Annotated in this window: 24 protein-coding genes; 12 read left to right on the top strand and 12 right to left on the bottom strand. The window is 61.0% G+C overall.

Annotated features, from left to right (window positions below; genetic code table 11):
- The first annotated feature begins 111 nt into the window (after positions 1-111).
- Positions 112-534: a pyridoxamine 5'-phosphate oxidase family protein gene (locus VUN82_12745; protein ID XAS69994.1), complete on the top strand. Its 423-nt coding sequence runs from the start codon at positions 112-114 to the stop codon at positions 532-534.
- On the opposite strand, the gene VUN82_12740 is transcribed toward VUN82_12745, so the two are convergent.
- From VUN82_12740 to VUN82_12730, 3 genes are all read right to left on the bottom strand, one after another.
- Positions 528-2420, bottom strand: a complete 1893-nt coding sequence (locus VUN82_12740) for a heavy metal translocating P-type ATPase (GenBank protein ID XAS69993.1) — start codon at positions 2418-2420, stop codon at positions 528-530. The genes VUN82_12745 and VUN82_12740 overlap by 7 nt on opposite strands.
- Positions 2421-2424: 4 nt before the next feature.
- Positions 2425-3492, bottom strand: coding sequence for a zinc-dependent alcohol dehydrogenase family protein (locus tag VUN82_12735; protein XAS74677.1), 1068 nt, complete (start codon positions 3490-3492; stop codon positions 2425-2427).
- A 118-nt stretch (positions 3493-3610) separates the two neighbouring features.
- The gene (locus VUN82_12730; GenBank protein XAS69992.1) at positions 3611-4081 is read right to left on the bottom strand and encodes a pyridoxamine 5'-phosphate oxidase family protein; all 471 of its coding nucleotides are present in this window, start codon (positions 4079-4081) and stop codon (positions 3611-3613) included.
- Between the two features lie 158 nt (positions 4082-4239).
- On the opposite strand from VUN82_12730, the gene VUN82_12725 reads away from it, so the two are divergent.
- Positions 4240-5946: a GAF domain-containing sensor histidine kinase gene (locus VUN82_12725; GenBank protein ID XAS69991.1), complete on the top strand. Its 1707-nt coding sequence runs from the start codon at positions 4240-4242 to the stop codon at positions 5944-5946.
- Between the two features lie 3 nt (positions 5947-5949).
- On the opposite strand, the gene VUN82_12720 is transcribed toward VUN82_12725, so the two are convergent.
- Complete coding sequence (locus VUN82_12720; protein ID XAS69990.1) at positions 5950-6648, bottom strand: response regulator transcription factor; 699 nt, start codon at positions 6646-6648, stop codon at positions 5950-5952.
- Positions 6649-6961: 313 nt separating this feature from the next.
- Here VUN82_12720 and VUN82_12715 point away from each other — a divergent pair, with 313 nt between their 5' ends.
- Positions 6962-7825, top strand: coding sequence for a universal stress protein (locus VUN82_12715; GenBank protein ID XAS69989.1), 864 nt, complete (start codon positions 6962-6964; stop codon positions 7823-7825).
- Positions 7826-7921: 96 nt separating this feature from the next.
- Here the strand turns inward: VUN82_12715 and VUN82_12710 are convergent, their stop codons facing one another.
- The 3 genes from VUN82_12710 to VUN82_12700 form a co-directional block, all read right to left on the bottom strand.
- On the bottom strand, positions 7922-8311 hold the full coding sequence (locus VUN82_12710; protein XAS69988.1) for a hypothetical protein: 390 nt from the start codon (positions 8309-8311) through the stop codon (positions 7922-7924).
- Positions 8308-8778, bottom strand: a complete 471-nt coding sequence (locus VUN82_12705) for a universal stress protein (GenBank protein ID XAS69987.1) — start codon at positions 8776-8778, stop codon at positions 8308-8310. The genes VUN82_12710 and VUN82_12705 overlap by 4 nt, the downstream gene beginning before the upstream one ends.
- Positions 8779-8864: 86 nt before the next feature.
- Positions 8865-10178, bottom strand: coding sequence for a GAF domain-containing protein (locus VUN82_12700; GenBank protein ID XAS69986.1), 1314 nt, complete (start codon positions 10176-10178; stop codon positions 8865-8867).
- A gap of 248 nt (positions 10179-10426) precedes the next feature.
- Between VUN82_12700 and VUN82_12695 the strand changes: the two genes are divergently transcribed.
- Together VUN82_12695 and VUN82_12690 are read left to right on the top strand one after the other, a co-directional pair.
- Positions 10427-10714, top strand: a complete 288-nt coding sequence (locus VUN82_12695; GenBank protein XAS69985.1) for a DUF3040 domain-containing protein — start codon at positions 10427-10429, stop codon at positions 10712-10714.
- Positions 10714-11160, top strand: a complete 447-nt coding sequence (locus VUN82_12690; protein XAS74676.1) for a universal stress protein — start codon at positions 10714-10716, stop codon at positions 11158-11160. Before VUN82_12695 ends, VUN82_12690 begins: the two co-directional genes overlap by 1 nt.
- 119 nt (positions 11161-11279) lie before the next feature.
- Here the strand turns inward: VUN82_12690 and mgtA are convergent, their stop codons facing one another.
- Positions 11280-13955, bottom strand: coding sequence for a magnesium-translocating P-type ATPase (gene mgtA / locus VUN82_12685; GenBank protein XAS69984.1), 2676 nt, complete (start codon positions 13953-13955; stop codon positions 11280-11282).
- 194 nt (positions 13956-14149) lie between these two features.
- Between mgtA and VUN82_12680 the strand changes: the two genes are divergently transcribed.
- The 4 genes from VUN82_12680 (at position 14150) to VUN82_12665 (ending at position 16797) form a co-directional block, all read left to right on the top strand.
- On the top strand, positions 14150-14569 hold the full coding sequence (locus VUN82_12680) for an SDR family oxidoreductase (protein ID XAS69983.1): 420 nt from the start codon (positions 14150-14152) through the stop codon (positions 14567-14569).
- Positions 14570-14720: 151 nt separating this feature from the next.
- Positions 14721-15437 carry a glycosyltransferase family 2 protein gene (locus tag VUN82_12675; GenBank protein ID XAS69982.1) on the top strand — a complete coding sequence of 239 codons (717 nt, stop codon included), beginning with the start codon at positions 14721-14723 and terminating at the stop codon, positions 15435-15437.
- Positions 15434-16084 carry a DUF2064 domain-containing protein gene (locus tag VUN82_12670; GenBank protein XAS69981.1) on the top strand — a complete coding sequence of 217 codons (651 nt, stop codon included), beginning with the start codon at positions 15434-15436 and terminating at the stop codon, positions 16082-16084. Before VUN82_12675 ends, VUN82_12670 begins: the two co-directional genes overlap by 4 nt.
- A 236-nt stretch (positions 16085-16320) precedes the next feature.
- Complete coding sequence (locus VUN82_12665) at positions 16321-16797, top strand: hypothetical protein (GenBank protein XAS69980.1); 477 nt, start codon at positions 16321-16323, stop codon at positions 16795-16797.
- Here the strand turns inward: VUN82_12665 and VUN82_12660 are convergent.
- Positions 16743-17234 (bottom strand): hypothetical protein, encoded by a 492-nt coding sequence (locus tag VUN82_12660; GenBank protein XAS69979.1) that lies wholly within the window; start codon positions 17232-17234, stop codon positions 16743-16745. The genes VUN82_12665 and VUN82_12660 overlap by 55 nt on opposite strands.
- Positions 17231-18400, bottom strand: a complete 1170-nt coding sequence (locus tag VUN82_12655) for a molybdopterin-dependent oxidoreductase (protein XAS69978.1) — start codon at positions 18398-18400, stop codon at positions 17231-17233. Before VUN82_12655 ends, VUN82_12660 begins: the two co-directional genes overlap by 4 nt.
- A 122-nt stretch (positions 18401-18522) precedes the next feature.
- Between VUN82_12655 and VUN82_12650 the strand changes: the two genes are divergently transcribed.
- Genes VUN82_12650 through VUN82_12640 form a run of 3 tightly spaced genes read left to right on the top strand, consistent with a single transcriptional unit; the run spans position 18523 to position 21900 of the window.
- The gene (locus tag VUN82_12650; protein XAS69977.1) at positions 18523-19950 is read left to right on the top strand and encodes a glycosyltransferase family 87 protein; all 1428 of its coding nucleotides are present in this window, start codon (positions 18523-18525) and stop codon (positions 19948-19950) included.
- 13 nt (positions 19951-19963) lie between these two features.
- Positions 19964-20842, top strand: a complete 879-nt coding sequence (locus VUN82_12645; GenBank protein ID XAS69976.1) for an MTAP family purine nucleoside phosphorylase — start codon at positions 19964-19966, stop codon at positions 20840-20842.
- Positions 20839-21900 carry an NAD-dependent epimerase/dehydratase family protein gene (locus VUN82_12640; GenBank protein ID XAS69975.1) on the top strand — a complete coding sequence of 354 codons (1062 nt, stop codon included), beginning with the start codon at positions 20839-20841 and terminating at the stop codon, positions 21898-21900. Before VUN82_12645 ends, VUN82_12640 begins: the two co-directional genes overlap by 4 nt.
- Positions 21901-21956: 56 nt before the next feature.
- On the opposite strand, the gene VUN82_12635 is transcribed toward VUN82_12640, so the two are convergent.
- The gene (locus tag VUN82_12635) at positions 21957-22985 is read right to left on the bottom strand and encodes an SMP-30/gluconolactonase/LRE family protein (protein ID XAS69974.1); all 1029 of its coding nucleotides are present in this window, start codon (positions 22983-22985) and stop codon (positions 21957-21959) included.
- Positions 22982-24790: an NAD(P)/FAD-dependent oxidoreductase gene (locus tag VUN82_12630; GenBank protein XAS69973.1), complete on the bottom strand. Its 1809-nt coding sequence runs from the start codon at positions 24788-24790 to the stop codon at positions 22982-22984. Before VUN82_12630 ends, VUN82_12635 begins: the two co-directional genes overlap by 4 nt.
- Between the last annotated feature and the right edge of the window lie 145 nt (positions 24791-24935).

Here is a 24935-nt window from a genome sequence, read left to right as displayed (position 1 = left end):
CTGCGGGACCTTGGACTCTGTTGGCGGGCACGACCGCAGCCATAGGATCACGACATCAGATGGCAGGAACCCTCGGCGCCTGTCCCGTCCGCACCACAGGAGACAACGATCATGGAAAATGACGAGCGGCCCGGCACCGTCCTGTCTGAGGACGATTCATGGAAAGTCCTCGAACGCAACCAACATGGTCGCCTGGCGGTCAGCGTTTTGGGTGAGCCCGACATCTATCCCCTGAACTTCATCGCCCACAACCATCGGCTGCTCCTAAGAACCAACCCGGGAACGAAGCTGGCCGAACTGACGGTGAACGAGAAGGTGGCCTTCGAAGTGGAGGAGATTTTAGATGCACAGGCATGGAGCGTAGTTCTTAAGGGCAAGGCGAGGGTTATTGAGTCGCAAACCGAAATCGACGAGGCAGACAAGCTGCCCCTCAAACCATGGATTGCCACCCGCAAGTACACCTACGTCGAAATTACTCCGACAAGCATCCAGGGCCGTTACTTTGAACTTGGGGATGAGCCGGAACGTTACTGACGCGGAATCCGTTCGCGTTGGACGGTTTCCAGTTGTGCGGGCTTGAAATGCTGCACCGGTCCAAGTGCCCTTAGCGCGTTCAGAATCGTCGCCAGGTCTACAAGTTCCTGCAGCAGTGCTCCGGCAACAGCCGGGATCACCCCGAACGATGCCATGACCATCAGGCCCAGGCTCAACAGAATGCCGGTCCAGATACTCTGCCGGGCAATCCGCAGCGTGTACTCCCCGATGTCCACAGCCGACGCGACCCTGGACAGGTCATCGACCATGATGACCACATCGGCCGACTCGCTGGCTGCGGTGGCGCCTTTGGCGCCCATGGCGACTCCGACGTCGGCCGCAGCCAGGACGGGTGCGTCATTGACGCCGTCGCCCACCATCATGACCTGCCTCATCGGCAGGGACGCAACGGCAGCGACTTTGTCGGCCGGCAGGCATTCCGCCAGGACGTTGCCGATCCCGGCAACAGCGGCAATATGGCGGGCAGTACTGGCGGTGTCGCCCGTCAGCAGCATCGTCTCCACGACACCGAACTTCCGGAGCAGGGCGAGTGTATCAACGGCGTTGGTGCGCAGCGGATCGCTCATGATCAGGCTTCCGGCATATGTGCCATCGACACCGACGTACACGGCGAGCTGTCCACCTTCCAGGTTGGTGCGTTCGAACCCGCTCGTATTTGCGCTGACGAACGCAGGCTTTCCTACGAGAACCATCTGCGGCCCCACAGCGGCGCTGACACCATTGGTGGCGTGTTCGCTGGCACCGGACGCCGGCAACAGAGGTAAGCCACGCTCGCGAGCCGCTTCAATGACAGAAGCCGCGAAGACATGGGAGGAATATTGCTCGGCCGATGCCGCCAGCTGCAGCAGCCTGTCCTCGGACAGGGTTCCCCCGGCAGCAAGCCGTATCCCGGACAGGACGGGCCTGCCCTGAGTGAGTGTCCCGGTCTTATCGAACACAGCCGTCTTCACCCGGCTGAGCTTCTCCAGCGTACCGGCGTTCTTAATAATGATTCCTGCTTTGGCGGCACGGCTGGCACCGGCAAGAAAGGCCACAGGTGCGGCTATCAACAGAGGGCAGGGTGTTGCAACCACCAGCACCTGGGCAAAGCGTACGGGATCCTGGCTGAGCAGCCACGCCGTACCGGCAAGAAGAAACGCAACCAGCGTGAACGACACTGCGTACCTGTCAGCCAGGCGCACCATGGGGGCGCGGCTCGCTGCAGCTTCCCGTACCAAGGCGACGATCTGGCTGTACTGGGACTCCTCCGTTGAGGCAGTGGCCACCATCCGTATGGCGTCGGCTCCGTTCAGGGAGCCACTGAGCAGCAGGTCACCCTTTGCTCGCTCCGCCGGCAGGCTTTCCCCTGTGATCGCGGACTCGTCAAGAGTCCCGACGTCGGACAACATCCTGCCATCGACGGGGACCGTTTCTGCCGGCTTCACCAAGAGGAGGTCGCCAGGACGGATGACATCGACACCAACGTCCACCACCTGGCCATCCGATCCCTCGCGATGGGCGCTCCGGGGAGCACGCTCCAACAACGCTCGGAGCTCTCTTGTGGCCCGGCCCTGTGCAAAGTCTTCCAGCGCTTCGCCGCCGGTCAACATGAGGACGATGACCAATGAGGCCACGTATTCCCCAACCGCTGCTGTGGAACCAATCGCCGTCACAGCCAAGAGGTCGATGCCCCACCGTCCCCGAAGGAGGCCCTTGACCATAGCCACCGTACGGTATATGGCCACCGAGAGTGAATAAATGGTGGCTGTTCCCTGGGCCGCTGCGGCGTGTCCCGCGATGACCAATCCCGCAACGATGACCCCTGCCAGCACGGTGGACGCTACTAAAGGAAAGCGCAGCGCAAGCTTCGCTACTTGCGGCGCCATGGCGCTAATCATGCGGGGTTCTGCTGAGGACCACCTTCAAAGCCTCCGTTTCGACCGCCCTTGAGAATGTGTCGTACGCATCCATAATCTGGTCAAGCGCGAAATGATGGGTTGCGAATTTCCCGGCAGGCAGCTTTTGTTGGGCGACGAGGCGAAGCAGCATCGGAGTCGTGTTGGTGTTGACCAAGCCCATGCTGATATTGATGTTGCGGATCCAAAGATCTTGGAGCGGAAGTTCGACGGGCTTCCCGTGAACGCCAATGTTTGCAACGTTTCCCCCTGGCCGCACCAAGCGCAATGCCATCTCAAAAGTCTCCGGGAGCCCGACGGCTTCCAGGGCAACATCAACCCCGGCACCATCAGTGAGGGCAAGGACCTCACTGATCCACTCGGGGTTCATTGGATTCACGGCGTGCGTCGCACCAAATTCCGCCGCCCGGGCCAGGCGGCTCTCGTTGGGGTCAATGGCAATAATGGTCGCGGCACCGTGAAGCCCCGCCGTCGCCATCACTGCCAGACCGATGGGCCCGGCGCCAACAACGGCAATGACGTCACCGGGGGCCACGCGACCATCGCGGACACCGATTTCGAAGGCTGTGGGCAGGATATCGGAGAGCATAACGGCCTGATCATCGCTTACCCCCGGGGGGAGCTTGTGGAGCGAGTTGTCCGCGTACGGGACGCGAACGAATTCCGCTTGGGTCCCGTCGATGAGGTGACCGAAGATCCACCCCGTCCCCACCTGGCCCTCTTCTCCAAGGCAATGGGAAAACAAGCCCTTCCTGCAGTTGCTGCAATGGCCGCAGGACTTGATGCACGAGATGATGACCCGGTCACCAACGCGCAGGCCACTAACCGAGGTGCCTATCTCGGTGACGGTACCGACGCCTTCATGCCCGAGGATCCGTCCTGGCTGTACCGCTGGGACGTCGCCCTTGAGGATGTGCAGGTCCGTCCCGCAGATGGTGGTCGTGTCAATGCGGACAATCGCATCCGTAGGGTGGGTGATGTGTGGATCAGGAACGTCCTTCCAGGACGTGGATCCTGGTCCTTCATAGACGAGTGCCTTCATGGTGTGGTCCATTCCTGTAGGAGCCTTGGAGCAGGAAAATTTACTGATGTCCCTCCAGCAGGACGGCCATGCGGGCGTCGTTAGGGCCGTTGGTCCTGGCTGCCGCTGAACGGCACCGTCATTCCAAACCCGCACGGGTGGCATCGTCCAAAGGGCTCCACCACGTCAATGGCGGTGTCACCTTGAAACGCCTCCCCGTCATCGTGGTTGGGATAATCCGGACGAAGTGATCCTTCCGCCCGGCTTGCCAGGGGAAGAGCAGCAGTCCCACACTGTCCAGTACTTCCTGCGTCAGCTGGATGCTTTCGGCCGTCCCCTTTACCACCACGCTCCAGGCAATTCCCGAGGCTGTATCCACACCGTCGGCTTCCAGCGCTACCGGCGTTGTTCCAAGCGCAGCATGGAGTTTGGTTCCTTCGCCGGTTCGGAAGACCAAGGTGCCGTGGTCAACTTTGTAGTTGATGGGGAAGATATCGGGATGGTCGCCCATCCACACTGCCAGGCGGCCCACGGATACGCTGCGGAGTTGCTCCCAACATTGCTTGGTGTCCAGGTGCTCGGCCTCGGATGCTGATGGTTCGTTCCTCATGCGAGGATCCTAAGCCTGCCTCGGTTGCTGCGACAGGGCCCAAAGACCCCTTCTGCCTGCGGTTATGGCTAGCCGTACGGGCCCGGAGTAGGCTGACACCGAAAGTGCCAAACAGTAACGCCGTGCACCACGCTGGTGGCGGGCGCCGAAAGGCGGCGATGAAAGACTCTCCCAATCTCCCACGCGAACACCACACGGTTGCTCCGGCGGTCCAACTGGAGGACCTATTGAAGGACTTCACGTCCAGGGCAGACGAGTTACTGCAGGCCCAGGAGAGGACGCGGGGCCTGCTCGAGGCCGTCGTGGCCGTTGCAGAAGACCTGAGCCTTGAATCTGTGCTGGAGCGGGTGGTTACTTCCGCATGCAATCTCTTGCAGGCACGCTATGGTGCGTTGGGTGTTATCGGCGAGGACAAGGCGCTCAGCCATTTCATCACAGTGGGAATCGACGACGATTTGACGAGCCGGATTGGTCCTCGGCCCACTGGACATGGGGTTCTGGGACTGCTCATTACCGAACCTTCACCTTTGCGGCTCCACGACCTCCGTGAACACCCGATGGCCTACGGCTTCCCGCAGCACCACCCGCCGATGAAGTCTTTCCTCGGTGTTCCAATCCGCATCCGGGACGTCGTCTTCGGCAACCTGTACCTGACAGAGAAGGACGGCGGCGAGGACTTCACTCCGGAAGATGAGGATGTCGCGGTGGCATTGGCGGCAGCTGCCGCCGTCGCGATCGAAAACGCCCGGCTCTACGAGGACGCCGGGCACCGGACGTCGTGGCTTGAAGCTTGTATGGAAATTACGGGGCTGATGCTGGAGGAGGACCAGCCCGAAAGTGATGCCCTTGACCTCATTGCAGACAGGGCTCTCAGGGAGTCCGGATGCCACCTTGCCGTGGTCCTGATGCCCCGTGCAGAGCACGGCGGAGACTACACCCTAGAGGCGGTAGCAGGCGAGACGGGCCCGGGCCTGATGGGCCGGGTACTATCCTTGGATTCCACCGATTTCCTTGACGTCACCGCCCAAGGAGCAACCCAAGGCGAGGACCCTTGGCTCCTCCTTGGCGATCCGGCCGGCGAATGTCCGGGAGAAATACTCGTCGTAGACCTCAGCGCCCAAGGCACCCATCAAGGGCTGCTGGTTCTTGGTCGAAAACCCGGCGCCGGGCCTTTTTCTGCCACAGATGTTGAGATGGCCCCAGTCTTCGGCTCACATGTAGCCTTGGCTTTGGCGCTGGACCGGATCCATCTCGTCCGGGAGCAGCTTGTGGTTTTCACCGACCGGGACAGGATTGCCAGGGACCTTCATGACCTGGTCATCCAACGCCTCTTTGCCGCGGGCTTGAGCATCCAGAGCCTCCGGCGCTACACCGCGGGCAGCTCAGCCCTTGAACGCATCGACTCCATAACGGACGAACTCGATACGACCATCCGCGACCTTCGGAACACCATCTACTTCCTGCGGACAAGTACCAACGAGCGCGAACTCCTGAGCAGCCGGATCTTCCAAACGATACAAGCCGGGGCAAAATCGTTGGCACAGACGCCGCATCTGGCCTTGATGGGACCGGTTGATTCCGTGGAGGACGATGTCACGATAGGCCACCTCCTGGCGGTTATCTCGGAGAGCCTCAGCAACGCTGTTCGTCATTCCGGCGCGGACACCATTGACGTGTCAGTTTGGGTTGCTGACGGCATGCTAAGCATGGAACTCAGTGACGACGGCCGCGGCTTCAGGGCAAACGGATCCGGTAACGGGCTGCCGAACATGGCCCGTAGGGCTGCAGAACTTAACGGCGCATTCACTGTCACCAGCACGCCTGGGAAGGGTACTTCGCTGACTTGGTCCGTTCCTTTGGCCTGAGTGTCAGCGAACGGAACCAGCGTCTTCGTCGGGTGCGTGGGCCATAAAGACTGCGGCTTGGGTCCGTCGCTCGAACCCAAGTTTCGCCAAAAGGGACGAGACGTAGTTCTTAACTGTCTTTTCGGCCAACAACATCTCCTCGCCTATCTGGCGATTGGTCATTCCCTCACCGACGTATTCCAGTACGCGCCGCTCCTGGGGGGTCAGGGCGGCTACCCGCGGATCGAGCCTCTTCGGTTCCGTGAGTCCCTGGATAATCCGCGACTTTACTGATTCATCAAAGAGCGACTCGCCACGCGCCGCCCGGCGCAGCGCACCCAGAAGGTCTGAACCACCGATTTCCTTGAGGATGTATCCGGCGGCTCCTGCCAGGACTGCACCTCGCAGAGCCATTTCATCGTCGTAGCTGGTCAGAATCAGACAATTCAAGCGAGGGTCAACGGATCTGACATCACGGCAGACTTCAATGCCCGTACCGTCAGGCAGCCGTGCATCCAGGACTGAGACGTCGGGGTGCAATGCCGGTATACGACGCGTTGCTTCCTCAGCTGATCCGGACATGCCCACCACTTGGAAACCTTCGCTTTCCAAAAGTTCCTGCAACCCACGGCGAACCAATTCGTGGTCATCAAGAATGAACACACGAACAGGACTTTCTGGCGAAGCCGCCCTGGCAAGGCCTGGGACATCCGGGTGATTCATGACATTCCCTCTCCGGCCGGCGGCGACAACCGCGCTTGCCGACACTTCATTGATGCCAAATTCTTGCCGACTGCATGACTGTGCCACAAGGGCCCAAGGACCCATGCCCCGCGCGTGACTTTAGGCCCTGTTGGGATGGGGCGATTAAACGGACGCTGGGAGAACGGGAGATGAAGCCGCCCAGCATCAGGCCCCGCGGTTTCTCCAGACACGCCCCCGAGGCACCAAGCCTGCATCTGGCGGGCAGAAGCTGGACTGGCAGGACCCGGCAAACGGATTATCCGGGGACCATCGAACTAGAACTGGAGCAGTCATGAAGGAAGCAATTGTCGTCGGCGTCAGCGATTCACCCAGTAGTGAGGCCGCGAGCCGATGGGCCGTGCAAAGGGCCGCTGCCCTCAAATTACCTGTTCTCCTGGTACACGCTGTGGATGATCGTTGGGCCTACGATGCCATTGGCTATAACGAGTGGATCCGGGAATCCGGTGAAAAATTCCTTGCTACTGCCAAAGACCGGGCCGAAAAAATCGAGCCAACGGTCAAAATCAGCACGGATCTCGTCTCGGGAGGAGCCGGGTACGCCCTGCGCAAGAGGTCAAAAACGGCATCGATGGTGGTTATTGGTTCCGGCCATAGTTGGTCAGGCGGATCCCTCGCGGACCGTGCGCTACAGGTTGCCGCAGTGGCGAAGTGCCCCGTAGCTGTGATCGGTGAACATGATATGACCAGTCGACGCGGCGTTCTGGTCGGAGTCGATGGTTCCGAAGAGTCCACTCAGGCCGTGGCATTTGCTGCCGCAGAGGCAGACCGTGAAGGCCAGGAGCTAACCGTCCTGCACGCTTTCCGGACACCGGATCCATGGGTAGATCGTGGAGTGCCCCACGGCAATTTCTTTGAACTCGTGACCGAGGAGGAACGGGTGGTTCTTGCGGAAACGGTCGCGGGCTTGGCGGATAAATATCCGGATCTTGTTGTGCACCAGAACTTGGAGACCCACATGCGTCCTGCCGAGGCGCTGGTAAATGCCGCCGCAACAGCCAGCCTCCTGGTCGTCGGCAGCAGGGGCCGTGGCGGCTTCAAACGTCTACTCATGGGATCTACGGCCCACGCAGTCCTTACCAAACTGCCGTGCCCCACAATCATCACCAGGATCCAGCCGGTCAAGCATTCCAAGTAAGTAGCGAGCAGCAGGCCTGGAGCCCAGTGGCTCCCAGGGCCTGCTGCTCATTGCTCGTTCTCTTTCGTTGTTACTTCTTCTCAAAGCCCAAACTCCTTATTTTCGGGTGTCAATTAATGCGGCCAGAGCTTTGCCCCATCTTGCAGCGCGGTGGAACTCGTCTTCGCTTATCGAAGGTTCCTGGCTGACTTCGAAGCTCTCCGGTTCTGCAATGAGCTCGAAGCCGGCTTTTCGCAGCCCGGAGGTGATGTGTTTGGATGCTCTGCCGGTGAGGAATGCCGGTCCGTGGTTGCGGGTGTCGAATGCTGCGGCTTTTTGGCCCGGGATGGCAGGTCGGAGCTGGGCCAGCCACTCACGTATGCCGACGTTTGCATCGATATCCTGTGCTATGGCCCCAGGCTCGCCATCAAAGCCGCTGGCAATTGCTTCAGCTACCCTGCGGGTATTTCCGTACATTGTTTCGTAGACCACCAAGATTTCCATCATGGTCGCCCTTCATTGGCTTCGTTCGAGTGGTCCTCACGTACGTGGACCACGAGAACCGGACAGTGGGCATGAGCTACGCAGGCTGAGGTGACTGATCCCAGCAGCATCCCACCGAAACCACCGTGTCCACGTCGCCCCACAACAATCATGTCTGCCTTCCGGCTCGCTTCGATCAGTCCTTGTCTGGGATGACCCTGAACAAGGCGGGAATGGACGTTGTCGGGCTGGGTCGGGCCGAAGGCCGTTTCCACGGACTGCTTCAGGATTCGCCTGGCGGCTTCCTCAAAACCGGTGATGCCCATCGCCACATAGCCCTCGTACACGGGGGGATATTCCCAGAAAGCCGTGGCAATCACGTCAGCGCCCAAGGGCTTCGCCAACAATTGGGCTTCTTGGAGTGCAGCTATGGACGCATCGGAGCCATCGACTCCGACAATGATTTCTCCCGTTGAGCCGACTTTGTCCATGACTTCTCCTGCCAAATGAAAGCTTCGATCCCTCCAGAATGGCGCTGGGGAGCGTCCTTAGACAGGGTCCAAAGTCACGGAGAGGCCTATTGCATGGGCGGCGATTCCTCGGAACGGAGGTCTTCGATTGTCTTTCTAAGAGTGCGGATGGTGTCATCCAATTCCGACGTGACGTGCATCATCCGCTCAACGGCTGCAGGTTCCACCAGGAATCGCTTCAAGTTCTGCGTTCCCAAGCCGGCCGCAAATATACGCTGAATGACCAGGTCATGAAGGTCGCGGGCTATGCGCTCCCTGTCTGAGAGCAACAAGGCCTGCTCACGGAGAGCGCTTACTTCCGCGAGATCCAGTGCGAGGCCGATCCTGCTGCCAAACAACGCACTGGATTCCAGATCAGAACGGGTATAGGCCGGGCCGCCAACGGCCCGGGCCATCAGCAGAACTCCGTTTCCCCTCCCCCTGTGGCCCAGGGCCGCTACCAACACAGTGCCCAGCTTCTCCGAAACCTCGGGACCGAGAACTTGGGAAGCATCCTGCACGAGGCGGGAGTCGCCAGTGGCAAGCACTGATGCTACTACTTCGGAGCCCGGCAATTGCTGGCCCGTGTTCAAGCCCTGCACTCCGACCGCCGATCTACAGCGGACCTCTCCCCCGGGCGTTGGTATGGCAACGACACCCAGGATTGAGTCGGAAGCACGGACGGCCGCCTCCGCCACAAGATCCAGGTTGCCGGAGTCGTCGTCGGGCTTGCTTGCAATGAGGCGGCTGCCAAGCTCCATACCCGCTTCCAACCATCGCTGCCGGCGATTGCTTTCGTCGAACAGGCGCGCATTTTGGATGGCGACGCCGGCTGCTGCCGCCAGTGCGATGGCAAGCTCCTGATCATCTTGGCTGAAGTCCTTCCCGTCCCGCTTCTCGGTGAGGTACAGGTTGCCAAAAGCAATATCTCGGACCCGAATTGGTACTCCGAGAAACGACTTCATGGGAGGGTGGTTTGCCGGGAAGCCCACAGCCATTGGGTGAGCGGTGAGATCGTGAAGACGGAGTGGTTCGGGTTCGCGGATCAGGTGTCCCAGGACACCATGCCCGGTGGGAAGATCGCCGATGGATCCAATGGCGTCCTCATCCATGCCGACCGTAATGAAGTGGCTGAGCTGCTGATCCTCTCCGATGACACCAAGAGCTCCGTATCGGGCGTCAACCAATTCGCAGGCCGACCTGACGACGCGGTCCAGGACAGCTTCCAGGCTGAGGTCCTCGGCAATGGAAATTACCGCTGAGAGCAACCCGTTCATTTGTTCCTGTGCATGGATCATCTCATCCGCACGCTGCACGAACTCACGGAGGAGTGTTTCAACGCGCCCCTTCAGCGGGGAGCGCCAAGGGTGATCCGTACCCATAGGCCTTTGCCTCCCTGAACTGCTATGGACTGCCTCTCCCGAGTCTAGGTGAGTCGTCGGATTACGGGTACAGATCCGGGGGCAAGGGCCCGAACACCTCCAGGGCATGACCTTCGACCCCACACCCGCAACAATGAGACCGGAATGATGCCCAATACACGCGGCTATGTTGTGACCACTGTGACTTTTGGCCCTGTTTCATTACATGACGGCCGCCCATGCTTGACAGGAGAGCAGGAGGCAAAGCCGTGGAACTCTCCAACTTTGAAAAGCTGGCATTGGACAAGATTGCTCGGGGTCTCGAAGAAGAGGATCCCAAGCTGGCCACCCTAATGAGCCTGGAAGATCTTGGACGAATCCGCTGGAAGCATGCCCTCCAGGGTGCCTTTGTTGGCCTGGCGGGACTCGGTTTGCTGCTGGCCGGAGTGGCGATGGGGGAACCAGTGCTCGGCATAACGGGCTTCATGCTGATGGGCTGCGGCACCTACTGGGCGACTCTCTTCATGAATGTGCGTTCAACCAAGAGGAGTCCATGATGGCCGGTCGCTTGAACCCCAGCAAGATCATCGTTGGCGTCGATGGGTCCAAGGCGTCAGTGGAGGCGCTGCGCCAAGCCCAACATCTGGCGATGGCCCTCAATGCGCCCTTGGAGGCGTGGGGCTGTTGGGAGCTTCCGCTCGGATACGAAGGATATCTGGCGATGGGCATCGATGGTTTCGCCCATGATGCAGAGCGGCACGTGAAGGACGCCCTTGAGGACGCGTTCGGAGCCCACCTGCCAAAGAACGTCAGCACACGTCTTGTCCAAGGCTCAGCAAGGGCTGCCTTGGTGGAGGGCAGCCAGCATGCTGCACTCGTCGTCGTCGGCCGCCGCGGACATGGTGGCTTTGGTGGCCTCCTTCTGGGTTCAGTGAGTTCGGCAGTCGTAGCTCACGCCCACTGTCCCGTCGTCGTCGTCCATTCGCCCGAAACCGCTCCCTGAGACGGACCGGGCCAGCAGACGCGCCTTCCAGTCCAAGAGCTAACGGATCCGGACGCAGCCAGCCCAGGTTGGCGGACTTCTGGACGAACCGGTCCTTTATTGGGCTTGACGGGGGCTGCTCAGGTGCCGGGGGTGTTCTCTACTGGCCTGGATAGTTTTGCGGCGATGCTGAAGCGGGAGGCCCGCCTGCTGATGTGATGGGTTGCCCGACGCCGGGGAATAGGTAACGCGGCGGCAAGGGATTGTTGCTTGGCCCGGGAGAAGAACCATTTTTTGGCTATCTCCACCAGTATCAGGTAGACGATAACCATGCCCAGGAGGGCCAGGAAGAACGGTGCCGGTAGTGGATCGAAACCTAACCACGGTCCTATCGGTGACAGGGGCAAGGCCACCCCAACGGCGACTACCGTCAAGGATGCGACGACGAGCCCGGCCGAGGGCCTGCTGCGAAGGAACGGCACCTTGCGGGTCCGGATGACGAAGATGATCAGGGTTTGGGTGGCGATTGATTCGATAAACCATCCGGCACGGAACTCCCCGGGCACAGCATGGAACACTGTCAGCATCAGGGCGAAGGTGGCGAAGTCAAAGATTGAGCTGATGGGCCCGAAGAGGAACATGAATCGTCGGATGAAGGCGATATTCCAGTGGGCAGGGGCACGGAGTTGTTCGTTGTCGACTCTGTCGCTGGGAATGGCCAGTTGACCGGCGTCATAGAGCAGGTTATTGAGCAGGATCTGGCCCGGGAGCATGGGCAGGAAGCTCAACACCACTGAGGCAGTCGCGGCACTGAACATGTTTCCGAAATTGCTTGATGTTCCCATCAGGACGTATTTGATCGTGTTCGCGAAGATCCGGCGGCCCTCCCTGACGCCATCGGCAAGGACGCCGAGGTCTTTGTCGAGCAAGATGACGTCGGCCGCATCCTTGGCGACGTCGGTGGCCGTATCCACCGAGATGCCTATGTCGGCTTTGTGTAGGGCCAGGGCGTCGTTTACCCCATCTCCCAGGAACCCCACGGAGCCGCCGCTCTGACGCAGAGCAGTGATGATTCGTGCTTTATGTTCCGGCGAAACGCGGGCAAAAATTGAGGCTGTGTGGGCTGCGGGAACAAGTTCCGCATCTGACATCCCATCGATGTCGGCCCCTGTGAGCGTACCCCCGGACAGCACGCCGATGTCGGCACAAACTTTCTCGGCTACCTTGGCATTGTCTCCAGTGGCAATCTTTACCGTGATCTGCAGGGCTTCCAGCTGGTCCAGTGACGCTTTTACATTGGCTTTGGGCTGGTCCAGGAAGATCAGAAAGCCCGCCAAGGTGAGGTCGTGTTCATCTGCTTCACTGACTTCGAACACTCCAGGGACCTCACGGTAGGCGACCGCCACGACACGGGATCCTGCCTGGAACTGTTCATTCAGCGTGGCCAGCGCCGTGGGTGCTGGCGGCCCGCAGAGGGTGAGGACTTCTTCCGGGGCGCCCTTGGTGATCAGCAGCCTCCGGCCTGCGTTTTCTTGGACCAGCACGGTGGTACGCCGACGTTCGTGGTCAAAGCTGATCAGGTCCAGGCGTTTAAAACGTTCAGGGTCAAGCTTGGCCGCTTGGGGGCTGGCCCAAAGGGCGGCATCCAGTGGGTTCTGTCCGGCAGTTGAATACTTGGCAGTGGTGTAATCCGACTCCGTGGACAGCAACCCCAATGTGAGCAGATAATCCTTTGAAATCGGCGAGGTCGCTGGAAGTGCGTCGGTGAAACTGATCCTGCCTTCTGTCAGCGTGCCGGTCTTGTCGGTGACCAGGATGTCCATGTCGCCCAGGTCTTCGATGCAGACGAGCCGTTTGACGAGTACCTTCCGTTTGGCCAGCAACCGTGTGCCGGTGGCCAAACTGGTGCTGACGACAGCCGGGAGAAGTTGGGGAGTGATACCGACGGCGATGGCCAGTGAGAACAGCAGGGATTCGATGATCGGTCGTTGGAGCAGCAGGTTGGCTATGAAAATCAAGGTGGTCAGGCCGATGGCGACCTGCAGCAGGAGGAATGAGAAACGCCTAAGCCCGATCTGGAACTCCGTCTGCGGCTGACGTTCTCCCAGTCCGGAGGCGATGCGGCCAAATTCGGTGCCGCTCCCGGTGGCCACCACCACGCCGGTTCCACCGCCGGAGTGTACGACCGTGCCCATAAACGCGCACGATGCCAGATCTCCCAGGGCTGCGTTATCCGCTGCGGGAGACGGGTCTTTCAACGCCGGTAGGGACTCCCCCGTGAGAATGCTCTCATCGCACAGCAGATTGTTCGTTTCCAGCAGCCGAATGTCCGCAGGAATGATTGTTCCCAGTCCCAGCTGAACGATATCGCCAGGGACGCTGTCCGTCACGTCCACTGGAAGGGTCCTGCCATCCCGAAGCACCAAAGCCTGATGGGTGATCTGTGAGTGCAGGGCTTCCGATGCACGTTCAGCCCGGAATTCACTGCTGAAGCCCAGACCAACGCTGGCCAGCAGAATTGCACCAATCACTATCGAGTTGGTCACGTCCCCCAAGAACATCGATACGGATGCTGTGACGAGCAGCAAGATCAGGATTGGGCTGGCGAGCTGACGTCCAAGCACGGCCCAACCGTTGGCCTTATGTGACAGGACAGCGTTGGGCCCCACTATGGCTATTCGGGACACGGATTCCTGATCCGATAGTCCTGTCATGCCCGAATCAAGCTGGTTCAGGACCTGATCAGCGTTCAATCTGGCCGCGCCCACAACGGGAAGCTGAAGGAAGCTCTTCTCCCGACCATCAACAGAGGTCACGTCAGGTCCGTTCCGTTCGTGGCAGTCGTATTGCAGACAAGACCCGGCTCTCTTGGAGGAAAACGCCGATGCAGCCCAGGCGCGACTGCAGTCATAGCAGGAGTCTGCCACGACGTCGGGATCCTGGAAACAACAGGCCGCCGGCTTAGTCCCCAGCCCCGATCGAGGACTACTCGCTGGATCAATGGAACGCTGTGCTGGCGGTGAACCTAACCGGGACCGTTAACGGGATCAAAGCCGCAATTCCGGCTCTGAAAGAGGCGCGCGGCGGGTCGATCGTGAATATTTCGTCGATAGCCGGGCTGCGGGATACGAAGGGATTCCCGGATACAGCGCCTCGAAATTTGGGGGGCGGGGTTGACGAAGAGCGCAGCGTTGGACTTGGGTCGTATGGTATCCGGGTCAACTCGGTCCACCCCGGCGTTATTTCCACACCCATGACGGCCGGGATGCCGATAGACATGAGCCACACGGCACTGTCCAGGGTGGGTCATCCCGGGGAGGTGGCCGATCTCGTTCTGTTCCTGTCTTCAACCGAGGCATCCTTTGTCACCGGCATTGAATTCGTCATCGATGGCGGAGACACGGCAGGAACCGTGACCGGCGGCCAGTAACCCCCAAACCGCTGGCTTCCTTATAGAGTCGTTCGGAGCTGTCGGTGGAAAAGTGCCGCCGCACCTCAGCGGAGGACCCCAGCAATTTTCCGTCCACATACCGTAAGGATTTAGCCGCCTTCGGGCGGTCCCTGATCCGTAGCCTTGGAGCATGTTTGAAGCGACAGAGCCGCAGGTTGATGTAGTTCTCCCCTGTTTGAACGAGGTCGGCGCCCTACCGTGGGTACTGTCCCGGCTACCTGAGGGATACCGTGCGATCGTGGTCGATAACGGATCCACGGACGGTTCGGCCGAAACGGCGGCCAGGCTCGGCGCGGAGGTTGTCACGGAGCCACGGCGGGGTTTCGGAGCGGCTGCGCATGCAGGCCTCCTCGCAGCAACAGCCGACTTTGTCGCCTTCTGTGATTGCGACGGCTCACTTGACCCGGCCCAGCTGCCGAGGCTCCTGGCGCCGATCCTGGAGGGCAAAGCTGATCTGGTGCTCGGTAGTCGGCGACCCGAACGAGGCTCCTGGCCCCTCCACGCGCGCCTGGCCAACAAGGCCCTGGCGTGGCGGCTGCGACGCCTGACCGGACACCGGGTGACGGACCTTGGGCCATTGCGTATTGCCCGCCGCAGCAGTTTGCTGTCCCTGGGGTTGGAAGACCGGCGAAGCGGCTATCCACTGGAGATGTTCCTCAAAGCAAGCCTCCGCGGATGGCGGATCGTTGAGGTTCCCGTTGGTTATTTCCCCCGGACCGGGAAGTCCAAAGTCACAGGCACCCTGAAGGGAACGCTGAGCGCTGTGAAAGACATGTCCGTCCAACTCAAGGACGCCGTCGCAGCAGCGCAGCCCCACGGGGCCCCATCCAAGGAACAAACCAGATGAGCGCGATCTGGGATCTCACCATTGCCGTCATCGCCAAGGAATGCCTCCCCGGGAAGGTGAAAACCCGGTTGAGTCCTCCGTTGTCGCCGACGGAAGCAGCCATGCTGGCGCAGCTGAGCCTAAGCCAAACACTGGATACGGTCCGGCACCTGCCAGTGAGGGAGCGGTGGTTGGTTATGGATGGAACGCCATCAGCTTCCGATGCCAGGGACTTTGTGGTGTTGCCGCAAGCGTCCGGAGGGTTGGACGAACGATTGGCCGCTATCTGCGATGCCGTGGCTGGACCCTTGCTCATCGTCGGGATGGACACCCCGCAGCTCTCTTCGGACCATCTCGCCGCAGTGTTCCATGACTGGGCAACGGAAAACAGGCAACATGATGCCTGGTTTGGCCCGGCAGCAGATGGTGGCTTCTGGGCACTCGCCCTGGCCAACCCCCGCGCTGCGTTGATCCGTGGGGTGCGAATGTCAACAGATACCACCGGGGAGGAACAGCTCGCCCGGTTGACTTCCGCAGGCATCTCCGTGGGAATGCTTCCGGTACTGCGGGACATGGACTTCCTCCACGACGCCGTACATATTGCCGCCGAAATTCCCGGGAGCGCTTTTGCCGGGGCAGTTACCGGGCTCAGGAACACGTTGCCATGACGGGACGAATGACAGCGCCCACAACCCAGTTCGGCGCGGGAGACAGCGAGCCGTACGCACGTGCACTGAGGACGGGATCAGGAACGTTGACCCTGTGGCCCGAGACCAATCCAGCCACGGCAGGGCCCGTCCAATTTGATGTCGGTTCCTGGTGTTCCGACGCGAATTTGTTGGAGAGATCCTTACTGTGCAGTCTGCAGGGGCCGCTCTTGGATGTTGGGTGTGGACCGGGGCGGATGCTGGCGGCAGCACGCTCAGTGGGGATGCCCGCCCTCGGCATCGATACCAGTTCCGAGGCGGTCAACCGGGCGAAGGGGCAGGGTGGCCGCGCCATTCAACAGTCCGTTTTCGCTGCGGTACCGCACACGGGTCAGTGGCAGAGCCTGCTGTTGCTGGATGGCAACATCGGCATCGGCGGGAGCATCAGCTCGTTGCTTCGCCGCTGCCGGCAACTGGTCGCTCCCACCGGGGTCCTCCTGGTCGAGGTGGAAGCTGACATGGATCTGGATACTTCCTATTCGGCCGTTATTGAAGATGAGGAGGGAAACCGGAGCGACGCCTTTGGGTGGGCACGAACGGGCAGCGTAGGGCTGGAGTCGCGGACAAGGTCCTCAGGTTGGACGGTAGCAGCCAAACAGCATGTGCAGGGCCGGGTCTTCTACCGGCTCGTCCCACGGCTGGAACCACGCCGGGACTTGCGTTCGATCGTATAGATCAGCCCGGCTGCGACTGTGAGCAGGACAGCCCAGAACCACATCAGGTTGATGGCATAATCGCCTTCGAGGGCGCTGGTGCTTCGAGCCACAGTCTGTGCTTTCAGCAACACACCAACGATGAGCGTTACCACGGCGCCGGCCATGAGCGATCCCCGCATCACGGCCGCAGACGCGGGACGAAGGCTGGATCCTGAGCGCCGAAGTCCAAATCCTGCCAGGGTGGACAACGGGACGATGAGGCCATCATGAATCAGGATGGCAGCCGCCATCCACACCAACAGCCCCAGAAGCTGCGACGGTCCCAGCTGAGTGGGAAAGCCCATGGCTCCATAGCCCATGAGGCCCAGCCCCGCCGCTCCCAGAACAAAGCGAACAGCCCAAACCGTTCGAGAAGTTGCCGGCGTTCCTCCCTTGGATTTCACCATGTCCTTCACAGCACCTCCATGGAACTCAGCCATTTGGTTTGCAGGACGCCCGGGCGCCCTGGAGCGATGATCCGGGCGGGATAGCCATGGTCCAGATCCAGGGTCTGGCCGTTCAATTCCAGCGCCACCAGGGTCTGCTCGTCCTGGACATAGGCGGCGGGCATCAGCATGGTCCTGTAGGCGCCTTCCGGTTCCAGGCTAGTGACCCGCAGTTCGGCGGAAGGAGGGCCTCCTACCGCGCCCACGAGATCCCGGACCCGGACTCCGCGCCACGTGGCAGTTTGGCTCCAGCCCTCCACACAGGCAATGGGGAGTTCGTGCTCATGCTGTGGCAGGCCTTGGAGATCCGCCAGCGTGAACGGCCTGCTGATGCCCGCGTACGTGACCGTCAGGATCCAATCAGCTGCGCGGGCAAGGTCGGTCACCTTCGCTTCGGCCGCCGTGCGGTTCACCGGTACCGACTGTGGCCCAGTCCCCATGTTCCTGGGTGCGAAGAGATTAAGCGGGTCCAGCCAGGAAAACGACTGGCCCGCCGTCGTCAGCACTACTGCTCCGGTTGTGGTCCCGACGGCGGTAAGGAAGCTGCGCCGCGACCAACGCCCGGGTGCCGGGCTGGCTTCGTCCTGAACCGCTTTGTGCATACTGGCGGCCCCGGATTGCGGGCGTACGCGCCAATGCTCAAGGATTGCGGGGAGTTTGACCGCGATGTGCAGCAGCAGCGAACCCCAAATGACCCATGCCAGCCAGTAGTGCGTTTCGCGGAAAGGGAAGGGCCACGGATACCACTTGTAGGTATTGATCAGGCCGGTAGTGAGCTGGATAAGTGACGAGGCGATGAACAAGGCAATAGTGCCCCGTTCCAGCGCCTGCACGAAGGACTTGATGGGTGGCCATCTCAGTAGCTCGGGGTACACGGACCACAGTTTCGCCAGGAGCAGCGGGATGGACGCGATTCCTGCTGTCACATGCAAGCCTTGTGTCAGTTGATAGATCCAAACCGGCTGGGTAGGGAAGAACATCCATCCCGGCGGATTCTGCAAGCCGTGACTCAGGAGGCCGGTGAGGAAACAGACAGTAAAGGTGACGCCCAGCCATCGCCCCAACACTACGGTGAGCCGCGTGCTGCGCGTCGGCGAAGCAAACCTGCTTGCCAAGGCGTTGGTGAACTTTTCCATAGCTCGATCACACCATCAAACCGTGGTTGGGGGTTGACCCAGATCTTACGATTCCCGGAAGCCTCGCCCGTGGAGTCCGGAAGTGCCCCAAATAGCATTCGGCATGCGGCAGGATCGTTAGGGTGACCCCCACTGCACCCGAGCTGGATGGATCCCGCCGAACCAAGCTCGTCATCGCCCTTCCGGCGGTGTTTCTTGCTGGCGCGGCTTTGCTCTGGTGGATGGTGTGGCCCGGGAACCCCATCGACTCTGCGCCGATCGTAGGATCGTGCCTCTGGTGGTTGGCGCTCCTGATGGTGGTTAAGCTCCTGGCAAATGTCCCGCGGCACCGGTTAGGCGTGGTGATCATGGCCGGCTCGCTCCTCTTGGGACTGATGGCAGCAAGTGCCCCGCCGCGGACCAGTAATGATTCAGCCCGGTATGCTTGGGACGGCATCGTCCAAAAGGCTGGAATTTCCCCGTACTCCTATGTGCCAACTGACGAAACGCTCAACAACCTTCGGCCGGACTGGCTCTTTGCCCCTGGTGCCGCCGGGGCCGGCGGAAGCCCGGCATGCCCCCCGGAGCTGTTCGGCACGGAGTCCGTACCGGCCACGGGGTTTCCTTCAGGGGACCCACTTTGTACTGCGATCAACCGCCCTTACGCGCCCACCATTTATCCACCAACTGCCGAAGTTTACTTCCTGGTGGTACGAGCGGCCGTTCCGGACTCGGTTGGCTATCTTCCCATGCAGCTTGGTGGCCTCCTCATCAGCTCGGCCGTGACACTCATGCTGTTGCGCGTGCTGGACAGGCGGAAGATGCCCTTGCAATTGGCCGTCGTGTGGGCCTGGAGTCCATTGGTCATGCTGGAGGCTGTTAACAATGCCCACGTAGATGTGCTGGGCGCTGCCCTGCTCCTGCTTGCCGGAATGTTTCTCGTGGGCGGAAAACCGCTTGGATCCGGGGTGGCTTTCGGTGCCGCTGTGGCCACAAAGTTCATTCCGGTCATCGCGGCGCCGGCTCTCCTGTTTCGCCGGCCCGTCCGGTTCGTCGTGGCCGCGGTGGCAACGTTCCTGGCTCTCTACGTTCCGTACCTGGTGGTTGCCGGGCCGGCCGTCCTTGGCTTCCTGCCTGGGTACCTCAAAGAAGAGGGGTACAGCCAGGGCGGCGGCATCAGGTTCGGCCTCGCCCAACTCGTGTCTGTGGGCATCTGGCCAGCGGTCCTGAGCGCGGCAGTGTTGGCCATCGTGGCTCTGGTGGTGCTGAAGCGGTCAAACGCGCGTTCGATGTGGACCCAACAAACAGTGATGATCGGCCTCACGCTGCTGATTATCAGCCCCAACTACCCGTGGTACTCCTTGATGCTGCTGCCGTTCATCGTACTCAGCCGCAGGTGGGAGTACCTGGCAGTAATCCTGGCCTTGGGCTTTATCTACATGGTGCCCAAACCCGTGCAATACGCCGGTCCCATCAATCAAAGCGCCCTGCTCGCCGCTGCCGCCATACTCATGGCCGCTGCGTGGCTGCGGCGCCGGCACGAGCTTGAACAAACCCTTCCGCACGAATGACAGGATGACAACCATGCCACAGACCCCTGAAACAGCCCGCCCCCGCGTCGCCATCATCGGAGGCTCCGGGACTTACGGCCTTCCTCGCGCCACTATCAAGGCGACGTTCGACGTCGAAACTCCCTACGGGCCGCCGTCGTCCGCTGTGACGTTGGCGGAAGTCGCTGGACGAACGGTCGCCTTCCTTCCCCGCCACGGCGGGACCCACTCCTTGCCGCCCCAGAAAATCAACTACCGGGCCAATATGTGGGCGTTGAAGAGCCTCGGGGTGCAAGCGGTCATGTCCTCGTCGGCGGTTGGCGGCTTGCGGGAGGGCTACGGACCGGAGACCTTTGTGGTCACCGACCAATTGATCGACAGGACCTGGGGCCGGGCCGATACCTTCTTCGACGGTACGGTGATTGAGGGCATGGCCCCAGCCGGCGTACAGCACCTGCCAGGCTCAGAGCCGTTCTGCCCCACATTGCGCTCACACCTGACCAGCGCGCTGGCCGCCCGCCCGGTGAAGTTTGCACCGCAGGGAACTGTGGTGGTGGTCAACGGCCCCCGCTTCTCGACGAAAGCGGAATCGGCCTGGTATGTGGCCGGCGGTGCCGACATCATCAGCATGACCCAATACCCTGAGCCGGTTCTCGCCGCCGAACTCAACATGGGCTTCGGCAATCTGGCCTTCGTCACGGACTCGGATACAGGCCACGATGGCTCGGAGCCGGTGACCGCCGAGGCCGTATTCGCACGCATTAAGGACGCCCAATCCAGTATTCTTACCGTGCTTGAAGCCACGATTGCTTCGATTGGCGACAACTACGTTCCCCGGCAATTGATGAATCCCACCGCTGTTGAACGAATCATGGCCCTCCCCGTAGCCAGGCAGGCGGTGTCCGCCCTGTGACAATCCTGGTGACCGGCGGGGCAGGGTTCATTGGTTCGCATATCGTGGATGCCGCCTTGGACAAGGGGTGGGAGGTCCGGATCCTGGACTCCCTGGACCCTGCCCTCCATTCCGGCCCGCCACCGGTGGACCCACGCGTGGAATTGATGACGGGTGATGTCACTGATCCCGCTACCGTGGACCGTGCCATGAAGGGCATTGAGTCCGTCTGCCACCAAAGTGCCAAAGTGGGGCTGGGTGTCAGCTTCGCCGATGCGCCGGACTACATCCGCAACAACGACTACGCCACGGCCGTCCTCTTGTCCGCCATGGAACGGCACACAATCCAGCGGCTCGTGCTGGCATCGTCCATGGTGGTTTACGGGGAGGGCGCGTACACGGACCCCTCCACCGGGCGTCCCGTCAGGCCGGGTCCGCGTGCCGAAGCTGATCTAAGGGCGGGCATTTTCGAGCCACGTAATCCTGACTCCGGCACGCCACTCGAACCTGCCTTGGTCACGGAGGAGGCACCCCTTGACCCGCGAAACGTCTACGCCGCCTCCAAGGTGTGCCAGGAACACCTCGCCGCCTCGTGGGCACGAAGCACGGGAGGCAACGCGATAGCGCTGCGCTACCACAACGTGTACGGGCCCAGGATGCCGCGGGATACGCCCTACGCCGGCGTGGCGTCGCTGTTCCGTTCAGCATTGGCCCGCGGCGAGGCGCCCCTGGTCTTCGAAGATGGTGGCCAGCGCCGCAGCTTCATTCACGTTCGCGACGTAGCGAGCGCAAACATCGCCGCTCTTCAGTCCATTCTCCAAAGCCAGGAAGGATGTTTCCGCGCCTACAACGTGGGCGCCGACCAGGCCCACACCATAGGCGACGTCGCCAAAACCTTAAGTGCCCTTGGCAACGGGCCGGCTCCTGTGGTTACAGGTCGGTACAGATCAGGGGACGTCAGGCACATCACTGCGTCCTCGGAACTCATCAAATCCGAGCTTGGCTGGTCTCCAACTATCGACTTTGAGGAGGGAATGCGGGAGTTCGCCTCCGCTCCCCTGCGCGGCGGAGCCCGCTAAGGAGCTAAGACCCAGCCCACCGGGAAGAAGGCTTCACAAGTCGTGTAGCGCTGCCCCTACCCTCCATTTGATTGTCTGATCCCCTCGGCAAGAGACCGAAACCTATAAATCCATCCGCCTTCTTTTCCGCTGACCGTTACGTAGGCATCGGTGGTTCCCGGAGCGATGGCGATGTTGGTCGCTGACGATAATCCATCGCCTTCTGTGGGTATGGATATTGTCGAGATGTGTTCGCCAACGGTGTCATACACAAAGATTGCTGCCCGGTTGTGAAAGCCGACGTATAGGTTCCCGTCCGCATCTACTGCCAAGGAGTCGATTTGGCCGGCGCCAGCGCTGACGTGAATCGCGGGGTGTGCGGTCTTCACTTCACGCCCGTCCTCGGTTAGACGGATGTAGTCGATCCGGTTCGCCGTGTTGTGACTGACCCACAGCCCATCGAAGCCAGGCGTAAAGGCGAGCCCGTTGGGGGCAGGCAACCCGTGGGCCAGGACCGTTGCCTCCGCTGTTCGACCATCGATTCGAATCAGACGTCCTTGTGGCTTCCAGTACGGGTCCTGGGCGCCGGTTGAATCTGTGATGTAGAGGTTTCCGGCTTGGTCAAAACTGATGTCGTCCGGATTCATGGGTGCCCCGGCTACCGGACCAGCGAAGAAGACACGTGGATCTTTGCCGTCCGGCGTGATGCTCACGATGGAGCCGAGGAAGTCCGTCAGATACAGGCGTCCGTCGAGGGGGTTGAATTGGGCGGAGGTAAATGCGCTCGTGTCGTCTGTGTAGACGGACCGCTTTTCGCGGGACCCCGGATCGATTGCCATGACCTTTGGGGATCCTGCCGGCGCGGTTACGTCCACGATGTACAGGTCTCCATCCGGCCCCAGTGTGGGCCCTTCCAGTAACGTCATCCCGGTGGCTTCGTGGACCGACGTTGCCTGAAGGAGCTCCGTTGCCGTCCCTTTGGATGGGACAGGGGCCTCAGTAGTCGGGGAAGGGGTAGCCGCAGTGCAGCCGGACAGTGCAAGGGTGATCGCAACTGCCGCCGGGACAACTGACGCGTTGGATCTCTGTCCGCGCGACCGCTTCATACTTCAGTCCTGGGTCTTGCAGGGGCAAGGACGTCGCTCATGTCACCTTCGCGCCAATCCCGAAGGATGCGGTGGAAGGCTACAGGACCGGGGCTAAACGAAGAACCCGTGATGGTGCGCGTTCCCTCGCCGTTGTAGTAGCCCGGGGTGCACTCTGCCTGGAAGGCGCTGTTGTCGGACGCCGTCTCGACGACGGTCCTTACCCAGGCGGCCTCGGATTCGGGAGTGGGTTCGATGACTTGCACACCGCTGGCACGTCCCCGTGAAATGACGGCGGCGATGTGCTCGGCTTGCTTCTGAAGGATGTGTACGAAGTTGACGGAGTTTGCGTTCTGCAGGGCACCGAGGTGAAACAGATTCTCGAATCCATGGCTGTAGAACCCATGCAAGGTGCGCAGTCCGCCGGCCCATGTTTCCAGCAGTGACCGCCCGCCGCGCCCCCGGACGGGCAGGGTGCCGGACAGCACCCCAGAGACGCCTACATCGAAGCCGGTAGCGAAAATGATGCAGTCCACTTCATAGTGGATTTCGCCGACGACGATCGTCGTCTCGGTGAGACGGGTGATGCCTCCAAAGTCCGCGGTGTCCACGAGCGTCACGTTGGGTCGGTTGAATGTCTGGAGGTATGTGTCACTGAAGCATGGGCGCTTGCACATGTACCGGTACCACGGCTTGAGGAGCTCGGCCTTTCCGCGATCCTGCACGATCTCGTCCACGCGGGAACGGATGCGGTTCATCGTCTCGAAGTCGGCAAGTTCGTCCCGCAATTCACGTTCCGCCGGTGTGAGGGTGGTGTCGACCGCACCGGAGAGGATCTTGCGCTGCAACTGGATGGTTTCCGTCCACCCGTCCGTGACGAGGCTTCCCTCTACCGGCTCCCCCGCAAGCACCGAAAGGAAGTTTTCCATGCGTTCGCGCTGCCACCCTGGCTCAAGTGACGCTTCCCAGGTTGGGTCCGTCAGGCGATTATCACGCACACCGATGGTGGACGGCGTCCGTTGGAACACGTAGAGCTGCTCCGAATCGCGGCCCAGATGGGGAATGACCTGAACGCCCGTGGCCCCGGTGCCAACGACGGCGACCCGCTTTCCGGCCAGTAGGGCCAAGCCGCCCTCGGCAGATCCACCGGTGTACGCATAATCCCAGCGGCTGGTGTGGAACGTGTGCCCGCGAAAAGTCTCGATGCCCGGGATGCCCGGCAGCTTGGGCTGTGTGAGTGTTCCGGAGGACGTGATAACAAAGCGTGCACGGAACCTGTCCTCGCGGTCGGTCTCAACAATCCATACCTCGGCTGCTTCATCCCAGGTCAGGGCCGTTGCCCTGGTGTGAAAAAGTGTGTCCCGATACAGGTCAAAACGCTTGGCAACAGCTATGGCGTGCTGCCGGATCTCCTCACCCGGGGCGTAGCGCCATTTGGGCACGTATCCCACCTCTTCAAGAAGCGGCATGTACACGTACGATTCGATATCGCAATGGATTCCCGGATATCGGTTCCAGTACCACGTGCCACCAACGTCGCCAGCCTCGTCCATCATTCGAATGGACTCCACGCCCTCCTCCCGAAGCCTGGCGGCTGCGAGCAGCCCGCCAAACCCGGCGCCGATGACGAGTACTTCCACGAAATCCGTCTGTGGGTCCCGGTCGACCGGCTCGGTATAGGGATCCTTCGCGTAGTAGCCGAACCCACCGGCTGCACTTTGATACTGTCCGAGGCCCTCTGGCCGGATCCGCCTGTCGCGCTCGGCGCGGTACTTGGCCCGGAGCGCTTCGATATCAAGCCGTTCCTGGTTTTTCGTTTGACTCATGGATCGTCCTCGCTTCGCTTCTGCGCCATGCGCACGTTTACGCGAACGCCCCCAATGTGCGCCCGCGATCCAGGTCCGGGGAAATAGCCCACAGATGCTTCCTGTACGCGTCGACACGACTACGGGTCGGCTTACGAAAAAAGCT

This window comes from Micrococcaceae bacterium Sec5.1, assembly GCA_039636795.1.
Taxonomy (GTDB): Bacteria; Actinomycetota; Actinomycetes; order Actinomycetales; family Micrococcaceae; genus Arthrobacter.
This window is presented reverse-complemented; position numbering and strand designations above follow the sequence as displayed.

What these genes read in the sequence shown, in the direction of transcription:
- VUN82_12745 (XAS69994.1), top strand. Translation starts at nt 112, where the DNA reads ATGGAAAATGACGAGCGGCCCGGCACCGTCCTGTCTGAGGACGATTCA.
- VUN82_12740 (XAS69993.1), bottom strand. Translation starts at nt 2,420, where the DNA reads ATGGCGCCGCAAGTAGCGAAGCTTGCGCTGCGCTTTCCTTTAGTAGCG.
- VUN82_12735 (XAS74677.1), bottom strand. Translation starts at nt 3,492, where the DNA reads ATGAAGGCACTCGTCTATGAAGGACCAGGATCCACGTCCTGGAAGGAC.
- VUN82_12730 (XAS69992.1), bottom strand. Translation starts at nt 4,081, where the DNA reads ATGAGGAACGAACCATCAGCATCCGAGGCCGAGCACCTGGACACCAAG.
- VUN82_12725 (XAS69991.1), top strand. Translation starts at nt 4,240, where the DNA reads ATGAAAGACTCTCCCAATCTCCCACGCGAACACCACACGGTTGCTCCG.
- VUN82_12720 (XAS69990.1), bottom strand. Translation starts at nt 6,648, where the DNA reads ATGAATCACCCGGATGTCCCAGGCCTTGCCAGGGCGGCTTCGCCAGAA.
- VUN82_12715 (XAS69989.1), top strand. Translation starts at nt 6,962, where the DNA reads ATGAAGGAAGCAATTGTCGTCGGCGTCAGCGATTCACCCAGTAGTGAG.
- VUN82_12710 (XAS69988.1), bottom strand. Translation starts at nt 8,311, where the DNA reads ATGATGGAAATCTTGGTGGTCTACGAAACAATGTACGGAAATACCCGC.
- VUN82_12705 (XAS69987.1), bottom strand. Translation starts at nt 8,778, where the DNA reads ATGGACAAAGTCGGCTCAACGGGAGAAATCATTGTCGGAGTCGATGGC.
- VUN82_12700 (XAS69986.1), bottom strand. Translation starts at nt 10,178, where the DNA reads ATGGGTACGGATCACCCTTGGCGCTCCCCGCTGAAGGGGCGCGTTGAA.
- VUN82_12690 (XAS74676.1), top strand. Translation starts at nt 10,714, where the DNA reads ATGGCCGGTCGCTTGAACCCCAGCAAGATCATCGTTGGCGTCGATGGG.
- VUN82_12675 (XAS69982.1), top strand. Translation starts at nt 14,721, where the DNA reads ATGTTTGAAGCGACAGAGCCGCAGGTTGATGTAGTTCTCCCCTGTTTG.
- VUN82_12670 (XAS69981.1), top strand. Translation starts at nt 15,434, where the DNA reads ATGAGCGCGATCTGGGATCTCACCATTGCCGTCATCGCCAAGGAATGC.
- VUN82_12665 (XAS69980.1), top strand. Translation starts at nt 16,321, where the DNA reads ATGCTGGCGGCAGCACGCTCAGTGGGGATGCCCGCCCTCGGCATCGAT.
- VUN82_12655 (XAS69978.1), bottom strand. Translation starts at nt 18,400, where the DNA reads ATGGAAAAGTTCACCAACGCCTTGGCAAGCAGGTTTGCTTCGCCGACG.
- VUN82_12645 (XAS69976.1), top strand. Translation starts at nt 19,964, where the DNA reads ATGCCACAGACCCCTGAAACAGCCCGCCCCCGCGTCGCCATCATCGGA.
- VUN82_12635 (XAS69974.1), bottom strand. Translation starts at nt 22,985, where the DNA reads ATGAAGCGGTCGCGCGGACAGAGATCCAACGCGTCAGTTGTCCCGGCG.
- VUN82_12630 (XAS69973.1), bottom strand. Translation starts at nt 24,790, where the DNA reads ATGAGTCAAACGAAAAACCAGGAACGGCTTGATATCGAAGCGCTCCGG.